The organism is Nonomuraea sp. CA-141351, assembly GCF_050944675.1.
Lineage (GTDB): Bacteria > Actinomycetota > Actinomycetes > Streptosporangiales > Streptosporangiaceae > Nonomuraea.
Genome location: NZ_CP191982.1, coordinates 11,384,395 through 11,406,523 on the forward strand (window position 1 = coordinate 11,384,395; position 22,129 = coordinate 11,406,523).

At 69.5% G+C, this 22,129-nt stretch carries 17 protein-coding genes; 6 read left to right on the top strand and 11 right to left on the bottom strand.

Annotated features, from left to right (window positions below; translation table 11 throughout):
* Positions 1 to 65: 65 nt before the first annotated feature.
* The gene (locus ACQPWU_RS53575; RefSeq protein ID WP_433434702.1) at positions 66 to 1,928 is read right to left on the bottom strand and encodes an ABC-F family ATP-binding cassette domain-containing protein; all 1,863 of its coding nucleotides are present in this window, start codon (positions 1,926 to 1,928) and stop codon (positions 66 to 68) included.
* A 556-nt stretch (positions 1,929 to 2,484) separates the two neighbouring features.
* On the bottom strand, positions 2,485 to 3,387 hold the full coding sequence (locus ACQPWU_RS53580) for a 4-(cytidine 5'-diphospho)-2-C-methyl-D-erythritol kinase (protein ID WP_360689436.1): 903 nt from the start codon (positions 3,385 to 3,387) through the stop codon (positions 2,485 to 2,487).
* 649 nt (positions 3,388 to 4,036) lie between these two features.
* Here ACQPWU_RS53580 and ACQPWU_RS53585 point away from each other — a divergent pair.
* Positions 4,037 to 4,744, top strand: a complete 708-nt coding sequence (locus tag ACQPWU_RS53585) for an arginase family protein (protein ID WP_433434703.1) — start codon at positions 4,037 to 4,039, stop codon at positions 4,742 to 4,744.
* A gap of 5 nt (positions 4,745 to 4,749) precedes the next feature.
* Here the strand turns inward: ACQPWU_RS53585 and ACQPWU_RS53590 are convergent, their stop codons facing one another.
* Both ACQPWU_RS53590 and rsmA read right to left on the bottom strand, forming a co-directional pair.
* Complete coding sequence (locus tag ACQPWU_RS53590; RefSeq protein ID WP_433434705.1) at positions 4,750 to 5,325, bottom strand: NlpC/P60 family protein; 576 nt, start codon at positions 5,323 to 5,325, stop codon at positions 4,750 to 4,752.
* A 173-nt stretch (positions 5,326 to 5,498) separates the two neighbouring features.
* A complete protein-coding gene (gene rsmA, locus ACQPWU_RS53595; protein ID WP_433445529.1) occupies positions 5,499 to 6,338 on the bottom strand; it encodes a 16S rRNA (adenine(1518)-N(6)/adenine(1519)-N(6))-dimethyltransferase RsmA in 840 nt (279 codons plus the stop codon).
* Positions 6,339 to 6,429: 91 nt separating this feature from the next.
* On the opposite strand from rsmA, the gene ACQPWU_RS53600 reads away from it, so the two are divergent.
* Positions 6,430 to 8,385 carry a serine/threonine-protein kinase gene (locus ACQPWU_RS53600; protein ID WP_433434707.1) on the top strand — a complete coding sequence of 652 codons (1,956 nt, stop codon included), beginning with the start codon at positions 6,430 to 6,432 and terminating at the stop codon, positions 8,383 to 8,385.
* Positions 8,385 to 9,575, top strand: a complete 1,191-nt coding sequence (locus ACQPWU_RS53605) for a hypothetical protein (protein ID WP_433434708.1) — start codon at positions 8,385 to 8,387, stop codon at positions 9,573 to 9,575. Before ACQPWU_RS53600 ends, ACQPWU_RS53605 begins: the two co-directional genes overlap by 1 nt.
* Before the next feature lie 227 nt (positions 9,576 to 9,802).
* On the opposite strand, the gene ACQPWU_RS53610 is transcribed toward ACQPWU_RS53605, so the two are convergent.
* The 4 genes from ACQPWU_RS53610 to ACQPWU_RS53625 form a co-directional block, all read right to left on the bottom strand.
* On the bottom strand, positions 9,803 to 10,711 hold the full coding sequence (locus ACQPWU_RS53610) for a ubiquitin-like domain-containing protein (protein ID WP_433434710.1): 909 nt from the start codon (positions 10,709 to 10,711) through the stop codon (positions 9,803 to 9,805).
* Between the two features lie 81 nt (positions 10,712 to 10,792).
* Positions 10,793 to 11,647 carry a TatD family hydrolase gene (locus ACQPWU_RS53615; protein WP_433434712.1) on the bottom strand — a complete coding sequence of 285 codons (855 nt, stop codon included), beginning with the start codon at positions 11,645 to 11,647 and terminating at the stop codon, positions 10,793 to 10,795.
* 27 nt (positions 11,648 to 11,674) lie between these two features.
* Positions 11,675 to 13,456, bottom strand: a complete 1,782-nt coding sequence (gene metG, locus ACQPWU_RS53620; protein ID WP_433434713.1) for a methionine--tRNA ligase — start codon at positions 13,454 to 13,456, stop codon at positions 11,675 to 11,677.
* A 138-nt stretch (positions 13,457 to 13,594) separates the two neighbouring features.
* Positions 13,595 to 14,815 carry a glycosyltransferase family 2 protein gene (locus ACQPWU_RS53625; protein WP_433434715.1) on the bottom strand — a complete coding sequence of 407 codons (1,221 nt, stop codon included), beginning with the start codon at positions 14,813 to 14,815 and terminating at the stop codon, positions 13,595 to 13,597.
* Positions 14,816 to 14,914: 99 nt separating this feature from the next.
* Between ACQPWU_RS53625 and ACQPWU_RS53630 the strand changes: the two genes are divergently transcribed.
* Entirely contained in the window at positions 14,915 to 16,462 is a 1,548-nt protein-coding gene (locus tag ACQPWU_RS53630; RefSeq protein ID WP_433434716.1) for a hypothetical protein, read from the top strand.
* Here ACQPWU_RS53630 and ACQPWU_RS53635 read toward each other — a convergent pair.
* Together ACQPWU_RS53635 and rsmI are read right to left on the bottom strand one after the other, a co-directional pair.
* Positions 16,398 to 17,987, bottom strand: coding sequence for a dolichyl-phosphate-mannose--protein mannosyltransferase (locus tag ACQPWU_RS53635; RefSeq protein ID WP_433434718.1), 1,590 nt, complete (start codon positions 17,985 to 17,987; stop codon positions 16,398 to 16,400). The two genes, ACQPWU_RS53630 and ACQPWU_RS53635, sit on opposite strands and share 65 nt — an antisense overlap.
* Before the next feature lie 7 nt (positions 17,988 to 17,994).
* Positions 17,995 to 18,864, bottom strand: a complete 870-nt coding sequence (rsmI, locus tag ACQPWU_RS53640) for a 16S rRNA (cytidine(1402)-2'-O)-methyltransferase (protein WP_433434719.1) — start codon at positions 18,862 to 18,864, stop codon at positions 17,995 to 17,997.
* A 56-nt stretch (positions 18,865 to 18,920) separates the two neighbouring features.
* On the opposite strand from rsmI, the gene ACQPWU_RS53645 reads away from it, so the two are divergent.
* The gene (locus ACQPWU_RS53645) at positions 18,921 to 20,552 is read left to right on the top strand and encodes a dolichyl-phosphate-mannose--protein mannosyltransferase (protein ID WP_433434721.1); all 1,632 of its coding nucleotides are present in this window, start codon (positions 18,921 to 18,923) and stop codon (positions 20,550 to 20,552) included.
* A gap of 113 nt (positions 20,553 to 20,665) precedes the next feature.
* Positions 20,666 to 21,715, top strand: a complete 1,050-nt coding sequence (locus ACQPWU_RS53650) for a hypothetical protein (RefSeq protein WP_433434723.1) — start codon at positions 20,666 to 20,668, stop codon at positions 21,713 to 21,715.
* Here the strand turns inward: ACQPWU_RS53650 and ACQPWU_RS53655 are convergent.
* Entirely contained in the window at positions 21,707 to 22,102 is a 396-nt protein-coding gene (locus ACQPWU_RS53655; protein ID WP_360697790.1) for a MerR family transcriptional regulator, read from the bottom strand. The two genes, ACQPWU_RS53650 and ACQPWU_RS53655, sit on opposite strands and share 9 nt — an antisense overlap.
* Positions 22,103 to 22,129 lie beyond the last annotated feature (27 nt).

Sequence of the window (22,129 nt, forward strand, 5' to 3'; positions counted from 1 at the left end):
GGCCGCGAGCCTCGCGTGAGGGCCACGTCGTAGAGCCGCCGGCCGTATCTCCAGTGGGGCGGGGGTCAGTCGCCCAGGCGGTCGGCGAGGTCGAGCCACTCGGCTTCAATCGTGTCCTTCTGGGCGGTGATCTCGCGTAGCTGGGCGTCGAGGGAGCCGAGCTTGGAGTAGTCGCTGGCCGCTTCAGCCATGGCCGCGTGGAGGCGGGACTCCTGGTCGCTCAGCTTGTCGAGCTGGCGTTCCAGGCGGTTGAGCTCCTTTCGAAGCTCGCGCTCCTCCTTGGCCGACAACCCGGCGCCTGGCTGGCCGGGCTCGGACGTGACCGCGACGGACGCGGCCACGGAGCCGTCCCCGCCACCGGACACCGTGCTGCCGGGATCCGGTGCCGGAGTCGCCCCGACAGGGGTGCCCAAGCGGGCGGTCACGGCCGTGCCGGCGGCGCGTCGTTCGAGGTATTCGTCCACCCCGCCCGGCAGCAGCGAGAGCTTGCCGTCACCCAGCAGCGCCACGCACCGATCGGTCACCCGCTCCAGGAAGTAGCGGTCGTGGCTCACCAGGATCAGCGTGCCCGGCCAGCCGTCCAGCAGGTCTTCGAGCTCGTTGAGCGTCTCGATGTCGAGGTCGTTGGTGGGCTCGTCGAGCAGCAGGACGTTCGGGTCGTCCATGAGCAGCCTGAGCAGCTGCAGCCGCCGCCGCTCGCCACCCGACAGGTCGCCGACGACCTTCCACTGCGCCTCGCCCTTGAACCCGAGGCGTTCGAGCAGCTGGGAGGCCGTCCACTCCCTCTTGCCGAGCTGGAGGTACTTGCGTACTTCCTCGACCGACTCCAGCACCCGCCGCGTTGGGTCGAGCTCGGCGAGCTCCTGGGACAGGTGCGCGAGGCGTACCGTCTTGCCCCTGATCACGCGCCCGGAGTCGGGCGTCACCGTGCCGGCGAGCAGGCGCAGCAGGGACGACTTGCCGGAGCCGTTCACCCCGATCAGCCCGATCCGGTCCCCCGGGCCGAACTGCCACGTGAGGTCGCCGAGCACCAGCGGCCCGTTGCCCGGCCCGCCGGCGTGCAGGGTGACGTCCTCGAGGTCGTAGACGGTCCTGCCGAGGCGGGCCGCGGCGAACCGCATCAGCTCGACAGTCTCGCGCGCCGGGGGCTCGTTCGCGATCAGGGCCTGTGCGGCCTCGATGCGGAACTTCGGCTTGGACGTACGGGCCGGCGGGCCGCGCCGCAGCCAGGCGATCTCCTTGCGCATGAGGTTCTGGCGGCGCTCTTCTGCGGCCTGCGCGATCCGCGCCCGCTCGGCCTTGGCGAGCACATAAGCGGCGTATCCGCCCTCGTAGCGCTCGACCCGTCCGTCCACGACCTCCCACGTGCGGGTGGACACTGCGTCGAGGAACCACCGGTCGTGCGTCACGACCACCAGCGCGCTCTTCCTGCCCGCCAGATGGCCGGCGAGCCAGGCGATGGCCTCGATGTCGAGGTGGTTCGTAGGCTCGTCGAGCATGATCAGGTCGTGGTCGTCGATGAGCAGCTGCGCCAGCGCCGTACGCCTGCGCTCCCCACCCGACAGATCGGCGGCCCTGGCGTCGAGGTCGAGGTCGCCGACCAGGTTGACGAGGATCTCGCGGACCCGCTGGTCCCCCGCCCATTCGTGCTCGGCCAGCCCGCCGAGGACGATCTGCCGCACGGTCGCGTTCGGGTCCATCGCGTCGTGCTGCGACAGGAATCCGACCCGCAGGCTCCGAGTATGCGTTACCCGTCCCTTGTCCGGCCGCACCGATCCCGCGATGACGGACAGCAGGGTCGTCTTGCCGCCTCCGTTACGCCCGACGACGCCGATGCGCTCGCCTGCCTCGACGCCGAGGGAAACGTCGTCGAGGAGCGGCTTGGGCCCATAGGCGTGGGAGACCGACTCAAGGTTGACCAGATTCATGACCTCCCAAGGGTATCGGCTCCCCATCCATCTCCCGCCCGCCCAGCTTGACGCCCGGCTGTGGGTGGGACGTGTGTGTACCGTCCGGTGGTGGCGAGCCGATGGTCCCGAAGCCAACGAATGGCCTCGGCGTGCGATGCTCCCACCTGACATGTGCGATGCGCGTCACGCCACAGCGCGGAGGCGCGCAGCACCCGCATGAGCGTCAGCCGGGCACCACCGGGCGCAGCGGTTAGACGGCACCACCGCGCACAGACGTCAGGTGATGCCACCGGGCGCAGGTGCTGGACGGCACCACCGGACGCAGACCTCAGGTGATGCCACCCGGCGCAGCTGCTGGACGGCACCACCGGACGCAGACGACAAGTGACGCCATCCGGCGCAGGCGTTAAGCGACGCCGCTGGGCATATGCAAAGGCCGACCGCCACCTCGCATACGCACGAGGTGGGACCGCTCGGCATTGGCGTCAGGTAGGCGCTGCCCCGGCGAGGGGCGGAGATCGTACCCGGGTTGCAGGCGGGAACCCTGGCGCCGCTCACGCGCCCGGATGCGTGGTCAGGCCAGGGTGGCGCCCTGGACCGGGCCGTGGGCGGCTACGGCGGTGTGGGCGGCTCCCGTGCTGGTCAGGCTGAGGGCCAGGTCGCGGGCGTGGAGTGCGTCGATGGCCAGGAAGGCGCACGTCGGGCCCGACCCCGAGACGATCGCTCCCAGGGCCCCGTGCTGACGGCCCGCTTCCAAGGTGGGGCCGAGCTCCGGCCTGAGGTTGAGCGCGGCGGGCTGGAGGTCGTTGCTCAGGTGGGCGCCAAGGGAGTAGGCGTCACCGGTGCCCAGCGCCTCCATCAGAGAGTCGTCCAGCTGGGGCCAGGGAACCTCAGCGCCTGAGGCCGCTCTGAGGCGGTCGCATTCGGCGTACACGCTGGCCGTGGAGAGGCCGCCGTCCGCCAGCGCGAACACCCAGTGGAACGTGCCCCCAGTGGGCAACTCGCTCAGCTGCTCACCCCGGCCGGTGCCCACCGCCGTGCCCCCAAGCAGGGAGAACGGCACATCGCTGCCGAGATCGCCCGCGATCTCCATGAGGTCCTCGAACGGCAGCCCCAACCCCCACAGCTCGTTGCAGGCCACCAGCGCCCCGGCGGCGTCGGCACTGCCGCCCGCCATGCCGCCCGCCACGGGGATGTCCTTCTGGATGATCAGGTCGGCGCCATAGGTGCGGCCCGCGTGTTTGGCGAGCGCCCGGGCGGCCCGGATCGCCAGGTTGCTGTCGTCGGTCGGCACCTGGTCGGACCACTTGCCGTTCACCACAACGGTGATCGACTCGGACTCCTTCGCCACCACCTCATCGAAGATCGATACTGCATGGAAGACGTTCACCAGGTCGTGGTAGCCGTCTTCCCTGAGCGGGCCGACAGAAAGCTGTACGTTGACCTTCGCGGGCACACGTACGGTCACCGAACTCATGGATCTTCTGCCATTCTCATCACTTGCCGGGGTCAAGAACACTAGATGCTATCGGGGCACGCGGCCCTGACATGCGGTTCTCGAAAATATGACCTTCGGAACGGCCCACTCGGCAACACGCAGAGTCAGGTTAAGAGGCGTTTGCCCCGAACGTCGCAGGTAACCAAGAGTGATTCAGGTAGTGATGCAAATATCCCCTCACGCTTTGGGCGGAGGTGGCACGGACGCTCGGGTCCGTCCCGGGGCGCCCTCCGTGTGCCGTATGGCTGCTCTCCGCGTCCGACTCCGCCACGGCAGGCGCCCGTCCCGGCAGGTGCTCGTCTCGGAGGATGGCAGTCCCAGCAGGCGTCCATCCCAGTGGGCGTCCATTCCGACGGGCCCCGTCCTACTGGGCGCCCGTCCCGGCAGGTATCCATCCTGGTGGGCGCTCGTCCCGCTGGGCCCCCGTCCCGGCAGGTGTCAGTCCCATGGGCGTCGGCGTGGCGGTGATCACGGTGGAACTCGTTGGACGGGGTGGCCGCGCGCTCGTCATCCTGGAGTGATAGGTCGCGTTAAGGAGGGTGCGTTGTCCGAGGTGACGGTTGTCGAGGTGCCGCAGTGGCGGGGGTCGGGGGCGCGTACGGCGGAGCGGTTGCGCGAAGGGGCTCGGTTGCTGGCCGACATGGTGGACGCCGGCCATCGCGTGCGGGTGGACGTTGATGATGATCTGGTCATCACTGCCTCCAGGGTGCGTGAGGCGATCGCCCAGGCTGCCGATGGGCTCGTGGTGACCGCCGGTGGGGATTGCGGGGTCGAGCTGGAGCCGGTGGCGGCGGCCAGGAAGAGGTACGGCGATCGGCTGGTCGTCGTGTGGTTCGATGCGCACGGGGACTTGAACACGCCTGATTCCTCACCTTCTGGGGCCTTTCATGGGATGGTGCTGCGGGCGCTCACCGGGGAAGGGCCCGCGGGGCTGGTGCCGGGGGAGCATGTGGATCCGGGGCGGATCGTGCTGGCGGGGGTGCGCGATCTCGATCCTGCCGAGCTGGCGTTCGTCGAGGATCGCGGGGTTCGGTGGCTGACCGTGGCGGATTCCGGTGCGGCGCTTGCCGAGGCGATCGCGGAGGTCCGTGGTGACGCTGCCGTCTATGTGCATATCGACTTCGATGTGCTCGATCCGGAGGTCTTCGCGAGTGTGGGGTGCCCCACGCCTGGCGGGCTGGGGCCCGATGAGCTGCTCGCCCTGGTTTCCGCCGTCGCTGAGCGGTTCGAGGTCGCGGGGCTCGGTCTCATGGAGTATGAGCCCTCCAGGGAGGAAGATCGGGCGACGCTTTCCGGGCTCGTCAAGGAGTTGGTGGAGGTTTGCGCCCTGCGGTGAGCGGTCTAGCCGGGGCGCGTCATGCCGCGGAAGATGGCACGGTAGTAGGGCGAGCCGAGGAAGTCCGTCTTCTTCACCACGTCTCCTGTCTTGGGGGCGTGGATCATCAGGCCACCGCCTAGATACAGGGCCACATGGGTGGGGTCGCCTGTGCCGCCACCGAAGAAGAGCAGGTCGCCCATGCGGCGGGCGCTGAGCGGAACGCGGCGGCCCTGGCGGAACTGGGTGCCCGTGTAGTGGCCGAGGGCCACGCCTGCCCGGGCCCAGGCGTAGAGGGTCAGGCCGCTGCAGTCGAAGCCTCGCGTTCTTGCTCCCCTGCCTATGCCGACAGTGGGGCCGCCCGCCGAGCCTCCGCCCCAGGAGAAGGGCACGCCCTGCTGGGCGAGGGCCGCGGCGGCGGCGATCTCACCTCGAGTGGGCCTGCTCTGCCTCGGGGGCGTCAGCGGCCTCCATGGTTGTCGGATGCAGAGGTCCACTCGTGAGCACGGACGCGGCGGGTGGGATGCGGCTCGAGCCGGGTCCGCGGACAGGGCGAGGGCTGTGAAGAGCGCTCCGGTGACGGCCAGCCGTAGCTTGATCATGTTGGCCTCCTTTGGGGATGGGAGGCCAGGATCACGCGGCGGGGTGGGGTGGCTGGAGACCGAGCGCGGTTCTGGGGATGGAAGGAGAAGAGGCGGGCGAGGTTGTGGAAATCTTCTGAGCCTGCAACGAAGGGGCTCAGCTCAGGGGCGAGCCGGTCCTTCCGCCTGGGCGGTTATGGGCGGGACTCGGCGATGCGGGCGAAGGCGTGGATGTCCAGTTGCTCGCCGCGCGCAGACGGGTCCACCCCGGCCGCGCGGAGCGCCTCCTCCGCCTGGGGCGCGCTGCCCGCCCACGAGGAAAGGGCCGCCCGCAGGGTCTTCCTTCGCTGGGCGAAGGCGGCGTCCACCACCGCGAACACCTCCTCGCGCGTTGCGGTCGTGGCGGGCGGCTCCCGTCGTACCAATGAGACGAGCCCTGAATCGACGTTGGGGACGGGCCAGAAGACGGTACGGCCAACCGGACCCGCGCGGCGGACGTCTGCATACCAGGCGGCCTTGACCGACGGCACCCCGTACACCTTCGAGCCGGGGCCGGCGGCGAGGCGGTCGGCCACCTCCAACTGGACCATGACCAGGCCCTTGCGCAGGGACGGCAGGAACTCCAGGAGGTGGAGCACCACCGGGACCGCCACGTTGTAAGGGAGGTTGGCGACCAGGGCCGTGGGGGTGAGGCCGGACAGGTCATCGGGGGTGATCTTCATGGCGTCCGCGTTCACGACCGTGAGCTTGTCGGGCGCCCCGCGCTCGGCGACGGTGATGGGGAGCTGGCGGGCGAGCACCGGGTCGATCTCGACGGCCACCACGTGCGCGGCCGCCGGCAGGAGCGCGAGCGTGAGCGATCCGAGACCCGGCCCGACCTCGATGACCACGTCGTTCTCCGAAAGATCGGCCACGCGGACGATGCGCCGGACGGTCCCCGCGTCGATCACGAAGTTCTGGCCTAGCTTTTTTGTCGGACGAAGATCTAGCTTGTCCGCCAAAATACGTATTTCTGCAGGGCCCAACAGCCTCATCATCCAATCAGTCTCTCGCATCGAAGAACCATCGATGGCGCTTGGGGAGACCAAAGGAGAGGATGGCGTGGAACAGAAAGGAACGTCCCTCATGGAGCCAACGGGCGCCGCGCCGCTTCGCCCGACGGACTTGCGGGAAATCGGGCCGTACCGGCTGCTGGGCCGGCTCGGCGAGGGCGGCATGGGGACGGTGTTCCTCGCGCGCGCACCGACGGGGCGGTTCGTCGCGCTCAAGGTCGTCAAGGTGGAGTTCGCCAACCAGGAGGGGTTCGCGGCCAGATTCCACGCCGAGGTCGAGAACGCGCGCCGGGTGGCGTCGTTCTGCACGGCTCAGGTGCTGGACAACGGCAACACCGGGGACGGGCGCCCCTACATGGTGACCGAGTACATCGCGGGCACCCCGCTCTCCGATCAGATCGCGAAATATGGGGCTCTCGAGCCGGGGCCGCTGCACGGCGTCGCGCTGGGGGTCGCGGCGGCGCTGGCGGCGATCCACGTGGCCGGGCTGGTGCACAGGGACCTGAAACCGGCGAACGTGATCCTCTCGTTGTCGGGACCTAGGGTGATCGACTTCGGCATCGCCAGGGCGCTCGACAGGGAGACCGGATTCACGCTTTCCGGTGAATTATTAGGCAGCCCCGGGTGGTGGGCTCCGGAGCAGGTACGTGGCGAAGTCGTCACTCCGGCGGCCGACATCTTCGCCTGGGGCTGCTTAGTGGCGTACGCGGGCAACGGACGGCACCCGTTCGGCCGCGGCGACCCCATCACGCTGGCCACGCGCGTGCTGAACGCCCCGCCCGAACTGGGCGCGCTGCCCGCGCCCCTCAACGAGCTGGTACGGCGGGCCACCTCGATGGACCCCGCCCTGCGCCCGACGGCGCAGGATCTGCTGATCGCCCTGGTGGGAGGCAGTGCCCCGGTGCGGGCCGCCGATCCGCCCACGCTGGTCGCAACGGAGATGCTCAACGACTGGCAGCCTCCGCAGAACGTCGTGGAGGAGCCGGACATCACGGCCACGTTCACGACGCCCCCGCCGAGCGACGCCACGGGCCGCGCTCCCGTTGTTCCGGGCGCCTCCAGCGCTCCAAGCGTTCCGGGTCCCGGCGTTCCGGCCGCTCCCGGCGTGCCTGGTCCGCCGGGCGCGTTCGGCAGCCAAGCCGGTACGGCCGGCACCCCGCCTCCTCAGCCGTCCCCTCAGCAGAGTCAGGCGTCGGTCGAGGAGTTGGCGCGGAGGGAGGAGGAGGCGGCCAAGGAGGAGTTCGCGCGCTGGGAGGCTCAGGCTCGGCAGCGGGAACAGGCCCAGGCTGAAGCTCTGGCCAGGCAGAAGGAACTGGCCAGCCAGGAGCAGGCCCGGGCGCGCGGCCAGGAGGCGCAGCTGCGGCAGGGCAGCCTCCCCGGCACCGCGACCCAGCCGGGCGACGGCCGTACAGCGGCCCTGCCAGGTGACGGCCGCACGGCGGCCCTGCCAGACGACGGCCGCACAGAGGCCCTGCCGGGCGACGAGCCCGACACCCTCAGCGGTTCGCGGACAAAGGGCACCCGGTGGCTCATCGCCGCAGCGGCGGCCGTACTGGCCATCGTCGTGACAGCAGCCATCCTGATCGTCACCTCCAGCCGCAACACGGCCACCACCACGACCCCCGGCACCCCCTCCCAGGCCGCCGCCACCGCGGGCCCCAACGACGTGGGCCGCCGCTTCGCGCTGGGCGCCAACTTCGACGACCCCATCGCGATCGTCGCGTCGGCGCCGGAGTGCGGGCTGAAGGAGTACGAGGGCAAGACCACGACCCAGGGCCAGCTCTGCGTGATCCGCTGGACGATGATCAACCCGGGCGGCGAGCGCAGGCAGCTGATCCAGCCCGTCGTCACCATGATCGACGACCGGGGCGCCGAGCACGACCCGGCCGCTGTCACGCTGCCCCCCGCCATCCTGCCGGGCGGCCGCGTGGACAGCGCGTTCGTGTTCGACCTGGCCATGTACCGCAAACCCGTGAAGATGACGGCGACCATGCTCGAGAACGGCAAGCAGATCGAGGTCGCGCTGTGATGATCCGATCAGCGCTCATCGCGCTCGTGCTGGCCACCGGAGTGCCCCTGACGTCCACGACGACGGCGGCGGCCTGTACGGGAGCGGCCGACTTCGACGGCGACGGCGTGGACGACGTGGCCGTGGGCGACCCGTTCGCCGACGACCAGAAGGGCTCGGTGAACGTTCTCTCCGGCGACAAGGTCGTCCCCGTCACCGTCCCGAACCTGGCCAGAGGCGACGCCTTCGGCTGGTCCGTACGGTTGGCCAAGGTCAACGCCGACGCCTGCGCCGATCTGGTGATCGGCGCGCCGTACACGGACGTGGACGGCACCGAGGACGCCGGCGCCGCGTACGTCGTCTACGGCGGCGGCGCCGCACCGCCGGAGCGCCTGACCGCGTCCCAGCCCCAGCGGTTCGCCCACTTCGGCTGGTCGCTGGCCGCGCGCGGCGACCTGGTGGCCGTCAGCGCGCCGTACGAGGACGAGGCCCAGCTCCTGGACGCGGGTGCCGTCTACGTACGCAAGGGCGCGGGCCGGCTACGCAGGATCAGCCAGGAGTCCGACGACGTGCGGGGCAACAGCGAGGTCGGTGACCAGTTCGGCTGGTCCATGACGTTCGGGCAGAAGAACGAGCTGGTCGTCGGGGTCCCGTACGAGAACGACGACGGCGCGGGCCGCCAGGTGGAGACCGGCAAGATCGACTCGGGCTCGGTCGTCTTCATCGAGGACGTGCTGGCGCCCAAGCTCACGACGTTGAAGCTGGACTCGCCGACCGACGTCTCCGGCGACCGGTACGGCTACGCGGTGGCGTACGCCGAGGGCTCCGGGTACGCGTTGAGCTCGCCGGGCGCCGGGTACGTGCAGCTGCTCGACCCCGGGCGGAGGCCCACGAGGAGGGTGACGCAGGAGGGCAAGCAGGCCTTCGGGTTCTCGATGGCCGCCTCGGCCGACGGCAGGCTGGCGATCGGGGCGCCCTACGGGGGCGGCGTCCGGGTGATCTCCTGGAAGAACGCCGCCGAGGACAGGCGGCTGCCCGCCGGCGATGGGCTGTTCGGCTGGTCGGTGGCCTTCAGCGGCAACAAGCTCTTCGTGGGGCAGCCGGATGCGCAGCCGTACGGGCGGGTCTCGGTGGCCGGACGCAACGCCGAGACTCTCCAGCCGATCCAGCCCGCCAAGGGCGCCGACTTCGGCGCGTCGGTGTCCGGCTAGCACCTCCGTCTGAGGGAGGGCCACGGTCGGCGGAGTCGTCCCACTGCGGTGGGCTCCGCCGCCGACGTGGGGCAAGGTCCCAGAGAGAGGGTTCGGGCCGGGATGGTGAGAGGAAGCGGGCGGCCCAGGACCGAGCTGGCGGGGAAGGGTCAGGCGGGCGACCCAGAACCAGGGCCGGGGGAGAAAAGGGCGGGCGGGCCCAGGACCAGGTTCCAGAGCCCGCCGGGTCAGCCGGACAGGCGGTCGCCGCAGGTCGGCCACTGGCTCCGCCACCGGTCGCCCACCTGCTGGTAGAGGACCTGCGCCCGGTACGTCTGCTCCTCCACCGGCCAGCTACTGGGCAACCCCATCCCGCCCGTCGCCTCCCACACAGGCAAGCTGAACTGGTACATCCCGTAGTAGGGCCCGTCCGGGTTGTACGCCTGGGGGTCGCCGTTGGCCATGCACTGGGCCAGTGCCTGCCAGTCGAGCGCCATGACGTCCGGCCGGATCGGGATGGTGTGCGGCGGCGCGACCGTGATGACGGTCCCGTCCTTGGGGAAGCTGTCGAGCGGCGGAGTCACCACCAAGCCGCGGCGCAGCGGGACGCGATTCTGCCTGAGCACCTCGCGTACCGTCCTGGCAGTGGTGCGCGAGGTGAGCCGGGTGGTGCCCGCGACCACGTACACCTTGCGCCTGGTGTAGAAGGTGAGCCTCATCCCCGACAGCGGCACCGCGTCGTCCGGTGGCGCGGACGCCCGGCCGGCCGCCGGGGTGAGGGCGAGCTCGGTCAGGGCGTCGCCGACGTTCGTGGCGGTGACCATGTGCCTGCTGGTGTGGCCGTCCAGGGTCAGGGTGATCGGGCGCGCGTGGCGTACCTCGATGGTGGATCCGTCGGTGATGTCCTCCTCCACGGCCGGGTGTACGACGTCGCCGTAGCCCACCGACACGCCGGCCTCGGCGAGGACCTCCTGCACGGTCCCCGCGAACGCGCGGACCTTCGTGCTATGGCCGTCGATGATCACGACGACGTCTTTCGCCACGAACGACACCGCCACGATTGCCCCCAGCGCCGCGGCGCCCGCCAGGCACACGACAGGCGCCCACGGTGAGCGCCAGGGGATCGGCGGACGCGGCGCACGCCTCTTTCCTCGCACGAACCACCTCCGGTACGGTCAGGACCGCCCGAACGTTAGCGGCGCGTTACTCTCCGCAGCCGCGGGTTCACCAAAAGATGGTCACCACTCGCCGAAGACTGTGACTCCGTTGGCGCTGATCACCTCACACAACTGGTCCGGCTGGACCCCCTTGACCTCCGCCAGGCAGCGCAGGGTGAGCGGGATGAGGTAAGGGGCGTTGGGCTTGCCCCGGTACGGGACCGGCGGCAGATAGGGAGCGTCGGTCTCGACCAGCATGAGCTCCTGGGGCGCGGTGTGGGCGGCCTCTCGGAGGTAGGCGGCGTTCTTGTACGTGACAGGCCCGGAGAAGGACATGAAATATCCGGCTTCGACGCACTTTTTCGCCATTTCGGCGTCGCCCGAGAAGCTGTGGAAGACGACCCTGTCCGGCGCGCCCTCCTCGCTCAGCACCTTGAGCACGTCGTCGTGCGCGTCGCGGTCATGGATGACCAGGGCCTTGCCGGTGCGCTTGGCGATCTCGATGTGCGCGCGGAAGCTCGCGTGCTGGTCTTCCTTGCTCGCCCAGTCGCGGTAGTAGTCGAGCCCGGTCTCCCCCACCGCGCGCACTTCGGGCCGCCGAGCCAGCCTCTCGATCTCGGCCAGGACCTCCGGGGTGGCCTCGTGGGCCTCGTTGGGGTGGATGGCCACCCCGGCGTACACGCCTTCCTGCTCGGCCGCCACTTCCGCGTTCCACCTGGACGACTTCAGGTCGTAGCCGATCGTGACCAGCCGCGTCACGCCGACCGCCCTGGCGTCCTCGAGAATGCCGCGCACGCTGGCCTCCGCCGCCTGCGCGGCCTGCGCCACCGGGTCACCGGACGACGCCTGCCTGTTGCCGACCATGATGTCGAGATGGCAGTGGCTGTCGAACACAGGGGCGGAAAGCGGCTCGGGCGCGGCGGGAAGCTTGGTCACGGCTTCTAAAGTAGCCGCCGCACCCGGTCACTGACCCAGCCGGGCCAGCTCCTCGTCCACGACCTTCGGGTCGAGCTTCTTGAACAGCGGCACGGGCGGCGCGAGCGGCGTGCCCGGCTTGATCGGCCGGTGCTCCCAGCGGGCCGCCCCGTCGTAGTCGCCGGTGATCACCGGGTAGGGGGTGCCGCCGTCCTCGTCGACCTCGCGCATCTCCGGCATGCCGGACCACACGCCCTCGCCGCCGAGCATGGCGAAGACCTTGTTGGACGAGCTGGGCAGGAACGGCGTGAGCATCGTCTTGGCGTCGTCGACGACCTGGAGCGCGACGTGCAGGATGGACTTCTGCCGCTCCGGGTCCTCCTTGAGCTTCCACGGCTCCTGCTCGGCCAGGTATTTGTTGGCCTCGCGGACCACGTCGAACGCCTCGGTGATCGCGTTCTTGAAGCGCGACCTGTTCAGCTCCGCGCCCACCGGCGCGAACGCCTTACGCGAGCGCTCCAGCAGCGCCCGGTCGGCGTCGGTCAGATCGCCCGCCTCGGGCACGGCCCCGAAGTTCTTCGCGGCCATCGAGATCGAGCGATTGACCAGATTGCCCCAGGCTGCCACCAACTCGCCGTTATTGCGGTTGACGAACTCCTGCCAGGTGAAGTCGGTGTCCTGGTTTTCCGGGCCTGCCACCGCGATGTAGTAGCGCAGCGCGTCCGCGTCGTAACGTGCCAGGAAATCCCGTACGTAAATAACTACTTGCCGCGACGAGGAGAACTTCTTGCCCTCCATGGTCAGGAACTCGCTCGACACCACCTCGGACGGCACGTTCAGCGCCCCGAGCGAACCGGGCGAGCCGTCGCGGGCGCCCTGCCCGCTGTAGCCGAACAGCATCGCCGGCCAGATCTCGGCGTGGAAGACGATGTTGTCCTTGCCCATGAAGTAGTAGCCGCGGGCGTCAGGGTTCTGCCACCACTCGCGCCACGCGTCGGGGTCGCCCGAACGCCTGGCCCACTCGATGGAGGCCGACAGGTATCCGATCACCGCGTCGAACCAGACGTACAGCCGCTTGTTGGGCTGGTCGCGCCAGCCGTCGAGCGGGATGGGCACGCCCCAGTCGAGGTCGCGGCTGATCGCGCGCGGCTGCAGGTCGCCGAGCAGGTTGAGCGCGAACTTCAGCACGTTGGGCCGCCACTCGCCCTGCTTGGACTGCAGGTAGGAGCCGAGCACCTCGGCGAAGGCCGGCAGGTCGAGCATGAAGTGCTCGGTCTCGACGAACGCGGGGGTCTCGCCGTTGATGCGGCTCTTGGGGTTGATCAGCTGGATCGGGTCGAGCTGGTTGCCGCAGTTGTCGCACTGGTCGCCGCGCGCGCCGTCGTAACCGCAGATGGGGCAGGTGCCCTCGATGTAGCGGTCGGGCAGCGTGCGGCCGGTCGACGGCGAGATCGCCCCCATCGTGGTCCTGGGGAAGATATAGCCGTTGTCGTAGAGACCCTTGAAGATCTCCTGGGTGATGGCGTAGTGGTTTTTCGTCGTGGTCCTGGTGAACAGGTCGTAGGAGAGCCCGAGCCCCGTCAGGTCCTCGGCGATGACGCGGTTGTAGCGGTCGGCCAGCTCTCTGGCGCTCACGCCCTCCTTGTCGGCCTGCACCTGGATGGGCGTGCCGTGCTCGTCGGTGCCTGACACCATCAGCACCTTGTTGCCCGCCATCCGCTGGTAGCGGCTGAAGACGTCGGACGGCACGCCGAATCCGGAGACGTGGCCGATGTGGCGGGGGCCGTTAGCGTAGGGCCACGCGACGGCTGTCAAGATGTGCTGCGACATAGTCCTAAGCCTACGGGTCTCCCATCCCGCCTCGAACCCACTTCCCCCACACGACACGTCCCTCTCTCGCGGGCCACCGGCGCAACGCGAACGGCGCCCACTCAGTGGGCGCCGCGATGACGGTAGGGGGCAGGGAGGTCAGCGCTTGGAGTTCTCGAGGGAGACCGCTTCCGCGGCCTCCTCGGCGGCCTTGGCGGCGACGTCGATGGAGCTCTCCCGGGTGCGCCGGATGCCCAGGATGCTGACGAACAGCGAGGCGAAGATCGTCTGGAAGCTCATGATCAGCGCGGTGGCGGAGGGCACCACGATACGCAGCGACTCCCGCGGGTCCAGCTCGCCGAAGCTGCGCACCTGCCAGTGCACCAGCGACATCACCAGGCCGACCAGACCGGCCAGCGCCAGCAGCCCACCGACGACGAGCCCCTTCTCCAGGCTCACCACGTCGATCAGCTTGCGGATGCGCGGCGACTCCGGCAGGAAGCCCTCCTCGGCCGCGTACACCTTCGTGAACACCGCGAACAGCGCCGCCTGGAAGCCGATCACCACCAGCGCGGACGACCCGACCAGGGTGTCGACGTCGAAGGCCAGCTCGCCGATCTCCAACGGCCCGAACGTCAGCGTCGTCCCCACGACCAGGCCCAGGATCATCATGAGGACGCCGGGGTAGAAGAACAGCCACTTCGGGCTGTAGAGGAGCAGGAAACGCAGGTGGCGCCAGCCGTCGCGCCACGAGCGCAGGTGCGGCGGGCGGGAGCGGCCGTCGGGCGAGAGCGTCGTGGGGACCTCGCGCACATCGAGCCCCGACAGCGTGGAGCGCACCACCATCTCGGAGGCGAACTCCATGCCGCCCGTCTGCAGCTGCAGCCGCAGGATCGAGTCGCGCCGGAAGCCGCGCAGGCCGCAGTGGAAGTCACCGATCGCCGACGGGAAGAACAGCCGGCCAATGAACGACAACACCGGGTTGCCCAGGTAGCGGTGGAGCGGTGGCATGGCGCCCGGGGCGATGCCGCCCTTGAAGCGGTTTCCCATCACCAGGTCGGCACCGTCGCGCAGCTGCTCGACGAACGGCAGCAGCGAGGTGAAGTCATAGGAGTCGTCGGCGTCGCCCATGATGACGTATTGGCCGCGCGCCGCCCTGATCCCGCCCATGAGGGCGTTGCCATAGCCCTTCTCGTCGACGTGGACCACGCGGGCTCCGGCGTCGCGGGCAAGCTGTTGAGAGCCGTCCGTGCTGCCGTTGTCGGCGATCAGGACCTCGCCCTCGATGCCGTGCTCCTCCATGCACGCCAGTGCTTTGCGTACACAGACTTCCACGGTCTCCGCCTCGTTGAGGCAGGGCATGACCACCGTCAGTTCCACGTGTCTACCCTTCAGTTAAGGCTGTTCCAGTCAACCATCATGCCCTGTGCCCACACCTGCTCGGGTCAAGACCCAAAAACGACTGGCATTCTTTACAGCATGGTGAGCGTCGCGGAGATTACCCCTGTGGACCACTCCGCCCCTGGCCGGGCAGCTCGCGCGCTGTCCATGTTGCGCCGGCATCGAGTGTTCGCCGCAGCGTTCGGCGTCGGCGCCGTGCTGCGGCTCATCACCATGCTCGGCTACGGCCCAGCCATGTGGTTCAACGACTCGTACGAGTACGTCTCGGTGGCGCTGCACCCGAGGCCGCACCCGATCAGGCCCGACGGCTACAGCTTCTGGCTGCTGCTGCTCAAGCCGTTCCACAGCTTCGCGCTGGCCATCTTCACCCAGCACCTGATGGGCCTGGCCACGGCCTGCCTGATCTACGCCCTGCTGCGGATCAAGTTCAGGCTGCCGAAGTGGGGGGCCACGCTGGCGGCGGCCCCGGTGCTGTTCGACGCGTACCAGATCCAGCTCGAGCAGATGGTGATGTCCGACACCATGTTCACGCTGCTCGTGGTGGGCGTGATCACGCTGGTGCTGTGGAAGCGGCGGCTGTCGTGGCGGGCGGGCGTGGTGGTCGGCCTGCTGCTGGCGCTGACGTGGCTGACGCGCTCGATCGGCCTGCCGATCCTGGCGCTGGTGGTGCTCTACCTGCTGGTCAAGCGGACCGGCTGGCGCCCGATCACCGCCGTCGTCACCGCATCCATGATCCCGGTGATCGCCTACATGGGCTGGTTCGCCTCCGCGTACGGGAAGTTCGCGATGACCAACAGCGACGGCCTCATCCTTTACATGCGCACGGCCATCTTCGCCGACTGCAACAAGATGCACATCGACAAGTACAAGGAGGTCCAACTCCTGCTGCTGTGCATCAACGACCCGGTCAGCCAGCGCAAGGACTACGCCCAGTGGTACCTGTGGGGTCAGGGCAACGGCGACGGCACGGGCACCGGCGAGGTGCTGCACCGGTGGGGCGGCAACAAGAAGTTCAGCGAGATCACCAACGACGCCGCCAGCGCGTTCGCCACGCGGGCGATCCTGTCGCAGCCCGGCGACTACCTGAAGGTGGTCACCCGCGACTTCTTCCGCTCGTTCCACTGGTCGCGGCCGCGGTTCCCTGACGAGTCGACGTACAACATGTACCAGTTCAAGCCGTACTACGACATCGACGAGAACGGCCAGCCCAAGCGGCTGCCGAAGTGGCCGTCGTACCAGGGCGGCAGGACCGACACCGACGCGTTCAGCTACGAGCAGGGCCCGCCGGAGACGCGGATCGTGCACCCGTGGGCCGACATCATGAGCGGCTACCAGAAGGTGTTCTACCTGCGCGGCATCATGCTCGGCGGGATCCTGCTCATCGGCCTGTACGGCGTCGCGGTCAGGTGGCGCAAGTTCGGCGGCCCGGTGGTGCTGCCGTGGCTGGGCTCGGTCGGGCTGCTGCTCGCCCCGGCGGCGACGGCGGAGTTCGACTACCGGTACGTGCTTCCGGCGGTCCCCCTGGCCTGCGTCGCGGCGGCGATCACGCTGCGCCGGGGCATCACTTGGGCGCGCTGGTCACCCAGGAGCTCATCAGCATCCGAGCCCACCACTCTCCGTGTGTGATCGTCTCGGCGGTCAGCACCGGATAGAGCCACCAGAAGTTGATCAGCACGATGAGCGCGAACGCGCCCACCGCCGCGGCCCCGACCGCCCGCCGGGCCGCGGGGGCGTTCTGCCTGCCCAGCACCAGCCCCGCCACCAGCACGAGCGCCAGCACCATGAACGGCACGACGGGGATCATGTAGAACAGGTACATCGTCCGGTTGTCGGCGATGGCGTAGTAGAACCACGGCAGCCATCCGGCCGCGAACCCCAGCAGCGTCGCCCCCGCCCGCCAGTCGCGCGTGGCCACGTACCAGGCGACGAGGCCGATCAGCGCCAGTAGCGCGGCGTACCACAGGGCCGGGGTGCCGACGCCGTGCACGGCCTGTGAGCACTCGCTCGCCCCGCACGCCGACGGCGGCACGTTCGCCGGGTAGTAGAAGGAGACCGGCCGGATCAGCAGCGGCCACGACCACGGCTCGGACATGTACGGGTGGTATTCGTGCAGGTTGCTGTGGTAGCCGAGCACGTCCATCTGGTACTTCAGCCACGATCGCACCGAGTCGATCACGAAGAACACCGGCCCGGACGAGGTGGCCTGGTCCCAGTTGCGCCCCCAGCCGCCCGAGGTGGCGAACCATCCGGTCCACGACGTCACGAACGTCACCGCGGGCACGATCGCCATCGCCGCGAACGCGCCCGGCAGGTCGTACGAGAAGCTCCCCCGGTACGGCCCGCGCAGGCCCAGCGCCCGCCTGGCCCCCATGTCCCACAGGAGGCTCATGATCGCGAACGCGATCAAGAAGAAGATCCCCGACCACTTCACCGCGCACGCGGCCCCCAGGCAGAACCCGGCGGCGAGCCGCCACGGCCTGAACCCCAGCCTCGGCCCCAGCTCGGAGACCGGGCTGCGCTCGTACCAGTCGGCCAGCCGCTGTCGCGCCCAGTCGCGGTCGGTCACCAGACAGGCGAACCCGGCCAGCACCCAGAACATCAGGAAGATGTCCAGCAGCGCCGTGCGCGACAGCACCAGGTGAAGCCCGTCGAGCGAGAGCAGCAGCCCGCCCAGGCATCCCAGCAGCGTCGAGCGCGTCATCCTCCGCGCCACCCTGGCCATGATCAGGATGGACAGCGTGCCGACCAGGGCCGCGACGAAGCGCCAGCCGAACGGGTTCATCCCGAACAGCCACTCCCCCACGCCGATCATCCACTTGCCCAGCGGCGGATGCGCCACGAACGAGGCGCAGTCGGCCGGCTGCGGGCAGTGCTTGAAGATGTCGAGGTTGCCGGCCATGAGGCGCCGGTCGGCGATCGGGTCCTTGGCGTCGCCGAGCATGGTCCGCTCGACGCCGTACCGGAGCAGCGAGTACGCGTCCTTGGCGTAGAACGTCTCGTCGAAGACGACGGCGTTGGGCTCGCCGAGCCTGATGAAGCGCAGGAGGCCGCCGAAGAGCGCGACCAGGAGCGGCCCGGCCCAGCCCACCAGGGCGGTCCCCTGCATCGGCGGGACCAGTCGCTGCGCGGAAACCCCCCAGCTCCTCACCATGCGCACCCTATGGCGTAGAAGATCTCCTGTGAACCAGGTCGTACAGCTCTCGTTTGGGGATCCCCGCCTCCTTGGCCACCTCGGCGACGGCGAGCTTGCGCTGCGCACCCTCGGCGACCCTGCGGTCCACCTCGGCGACCAGCTCGTCGAGGTCCGGCTCCTCCTCGCCCGGCACGTGCCCCGCGACCACGACGGTGATCTCGCCCTTGACGCCCTTGGCGGCCCACTCGGCCAGCTCTCCGAGCCCGCCCCGCCGAACTTCCTCGTACGTCTTGCTCAGCTCGCGGCACACGGCGGCCTGCCGGTCGGGGCCGAACGCCTCGGCCATGGCCTCCAGGGAGGTCGCCAGCCGGTGGGGCGCCTCGAAGAAGACCATCGTGCGCTCCTCGCCCGCCAGGGCGGACAGGCGGCGGGCCCGGTCGCCCGGCTTGCGCGGCGGGAAGCCCTCGAAGCAGAACCGGTCGCTGGCCAGCCCTGAAACGGCCAGCGCGGTGGTGACCGCGCTGGGCCCCGGCAGCGCGGTGACCGTGATGCCCTCGTCGACCGCGAGGCGCGTCAGCCGGTAGCCGGGGTCTGAGACGCCCGGCATGCCGGCGTCCGTGATGACCACGACCGTGCGGCCCTCTTTGAGCGTCTCGAGGAGTTCGCGGGCCCTGCCGGCTTCGTTCTGGTCGTAGTAGGACACCACCCGGCCGGTGATCTCCACGCCCAGCTCGGTCGCGAGCCTGCGCAGACGCCTGGTGTCCTCGGCGGCCACCACGTCGGCGCTCTGGAGCACCTCCCGCAGCCGTGGCGAGACGTCGCCCGCCTGGCCTATAGGGGCTCCTGCCAGCACCAACTTGCCGTTTACAGTCACCTGACCATTCTTGCAGGGCATCCCAATTAACCGTGTTTCTGCGTTTGCTATCCCGTTGGGGCCCGTACGATGTCCGAATGGCGGTGACCGATTCCCCGTACCAGGCCTACGAGAACTCGGAGGCCGGCGAGAGCCTCCCTCAGGCGCGGTCCGTGCGCGATCGGCTCGTGCCGCCCATGCGCGGCAGCGTCCTTTGGGGCTGGGTGGGCCCGCTGCTGGTCACCCTCTTCGGCGCCGTCCTGCGCTTCATGAACCTGGGCCATCCCAAGGCCGTGGTGTTCGACGAGACGTACTACATGAAGGACGCGTTCTCGCTGCTCACCTGGGGCGTCGAGCGGACCACGATCAAGGAAGCCGACAAGGCGATCATCGCCGGCAACACCGACATCTGGCAGTCGTGCACCTCCGCGACCCTCGACAAATGCGCCTCCTACGTCGTGCACCCGCCGCTGGGCAAGTGGATGATCAGCATCGGCGAGTGGCTGTTCGGGCTCAACCCGTTCGGCTGGCGCTTCGCCGCGGCGGTGATCGGGTCGCTGTCGATCCTCATCCTGGCCAGGGTGGCCCGCAGGATGACGCGTTCGACACTGCTCGGCTGCTTCGCGGGCCTGCTGCTGGCCCTCGACGGCCTGCACTACGTGCTGTCGCGCACGGCGCTGCTGGACATCTTCCTGATGTTCTGGGTGCTGGCCGCGTTCGCCTGCCTGGTGGTCGATCGCGACCAGGCCCGGGAGCGGCTCGTGACCTGGTACGAGACCTCGCCCATATCCCAGCACGGGCCGTCGCTGGGGATCAGGTGGTGGCGCATCGCGGCCGGGGTCTGCCTGGCCTTCTCGATGTCGGTCAAGTGGTCGGGGCTGGCGTTCGCGGTGGCGTTCGCGATCATGTCCGTCCTGTGGGACTTCGGCGCGCGCCGGGCCGTGGGACTGCGGCATCCGTACGTGGGCGCGTTCAACAAGGACCTGCCGCAGGGTGTCCTGGCGTTCGCGGTGGTGCCGTTCGTGACGTACATGGCCACCTGGACGGGCTGGTTCGTCAACGCGACGGGCTACGGGCGCAACTGGGCCCAGGCGACCTCGTCGGGGCCGGCGTTCTTCGTCTTCGACTCGATGCGGTCGTGGATCAAGTACCAGTGGCAGGTCTACACGTTCCACAGCGGACTGGAGTCCTCCCACCCGTACATGTCCGAGCCCTGGCAGTGGCCGCTGCTGCTGCGCCCCGTCGCCTTCTACTACGAGGGCAGGCAGGGCACCTGCGGCGTCAAGGACTGCTCCGAGGCGGTGCTGGGCGTGGGCACGCCGGTGATCTGGTTCGGGGCCGTGGCCGCGCTGGTGACCCTGATCGGCTGGTACGTCTCCTCGCGCGACTGGCGGGCGGGGGCCGTGCTGCTGTCGTACGCCATGGGCCTGGTCCCCTGGATCTACTTCGCGATCGCCGACAACCGCACGATGTTCCTGTTCTACGCCATTCCGATGGTGCCGTTCATGGTGCTGGCCATCACGTTGTGCGCCGGGCTGCTGATAGGGACGTCGAAACCGACGGCCACGGGCGAGACGCCGACGCGGCGTATCGTCGGGGCCGCCGCCGTCGGCGCCTTCGCACTGCTCGCGTTGATCAACTTCTGGTGGCTGCACCCGATCCTGACCGCAGACCTGATCCCGTACACCGAATGGAAGGCGCGTATGTTGTTCGAAAAACGGTGGATATAACCGGCTTACCGTCCGAACATTAGTGGTTTCTTAGGGTAGTCGCCTTGCAAGACCCAATACGCACCGGATTCGGTCATCGTCAGGCTAGGGGTCGATACGGCAAACTTCGGGGCATGAGTGCACCGGATGTCACCGCCCTCCTCGCCGAGTTGGAGCGCTCGCAACCGGAGCTGGCCGAGGAGGCCAGGACCGCCGTCGAGTGGCTGACGGGCGGGGAACCGCTGGAGACGGTGACCCAGCTCGACGTCTGTGAGTTCCTCTGGTACGCCCGCGAGGGCGAGGACGCGGGCACCAGCGCCTACCAGCAGGCGCTGGACGCCACGGGCGTGCTCCCGCCCGACGTGCCCGAGCTGCAGTGGAGCATGATCATGGGCCCCGAGGAGCTGGGCGCGCACATCGCCTGCTCCGCCGCCCTGGAGCTGGCCATCGTCGCCGGCGAGAACGTCGAGCGCACGGCACTCACCCGCCGCTGGCTTACCGAGCCCCGCGCCGAGCTGGGCGGCGACAGCTGGCTCAACCGGGTGCACGGCGAGCGGCTCAACCGCTGGGTGCTGGGGCGCGGCCCGGCCAGGCGGGAGCTGGCCCAGCCGTTCGAGGTCCGGCTGCACGCGCCCGTGGCCCCGCAGCCCATCCCCGCTCTGCACCGGCTGCTCTCCCTGGCCGCCTCGGAGGAGAGCCTGCCGCTGCGGCTGGCGCCCTCGCCAGAGGCGCTCAGGCTGCGCGAGCTGGCCGAGCGCGAGCTGGGCGCGATCAGCCGCGACGGCGCACGGCTGGCCATCACCGACTACGGCAGGCGGCTGCTCAAGTCACGCTCGGCCATGTGGTCGGCGGTGACCAGGCTGCTGCTGGCGCGGGGCGAGCACGAGTTCGAGGTGTCGGCGCGCGAGGCCGCGCTGATGCTGCTCGCCGACGGCGCGCTGATGTCGCCCGCCAAGCTGCGCGCACAGGTGGCGAAGGTGGTCGGCGGCGAGGGCTGGCATCCGACCACGAACGTGGAGGACGTGGCCGCGCCGGTGGCTGACCTGATCTCGCAGCTCACCGCTCTGGGGCTGGCGTTCAGCGACGATCTGGCCGTACGGATGGACCGCTCCGGCCAGCTCGCGGCCCTGGCGGCTCTTCGCGCCCACGCCCTGCGACCTAGGAAGTACGTCAGCTCAGGATGACACCTGGCGCACCGCCTGCTTGAACTCGGGACACTCGATGAGCGGGTCGTGGTCGCAGGTCACCGCGTGGCGCAGGCTGTCACGCAGCCGGGTGAGCTGTGCGACCCGCTCGGAGACCTCGCGCTCCTTGGCGGCCATGCGCTCGCGCAGTGTCGCGTCGGACGGCCTGGCTCGCAGGAACTCGGCGATCTCCGACAGCGTGAACCCCGCGTCGCGGGCGCAGGCGATCAGCGCCAGGCGCTCCAACGTCTCCGGGCGGTACGCGCGGCGCAGGCCGTTGCGCCCCTCTGCCTGGATGAGCCCCTTGCGCTCGTAGAACCGCAGCGCCGACGCGGCCAGCCCGCTCTCCCTGGCCACCTCGCCTATGTCGATCAACGTGTCGTCCACGACCTGGCTCCTTGACTTGAACCGCGC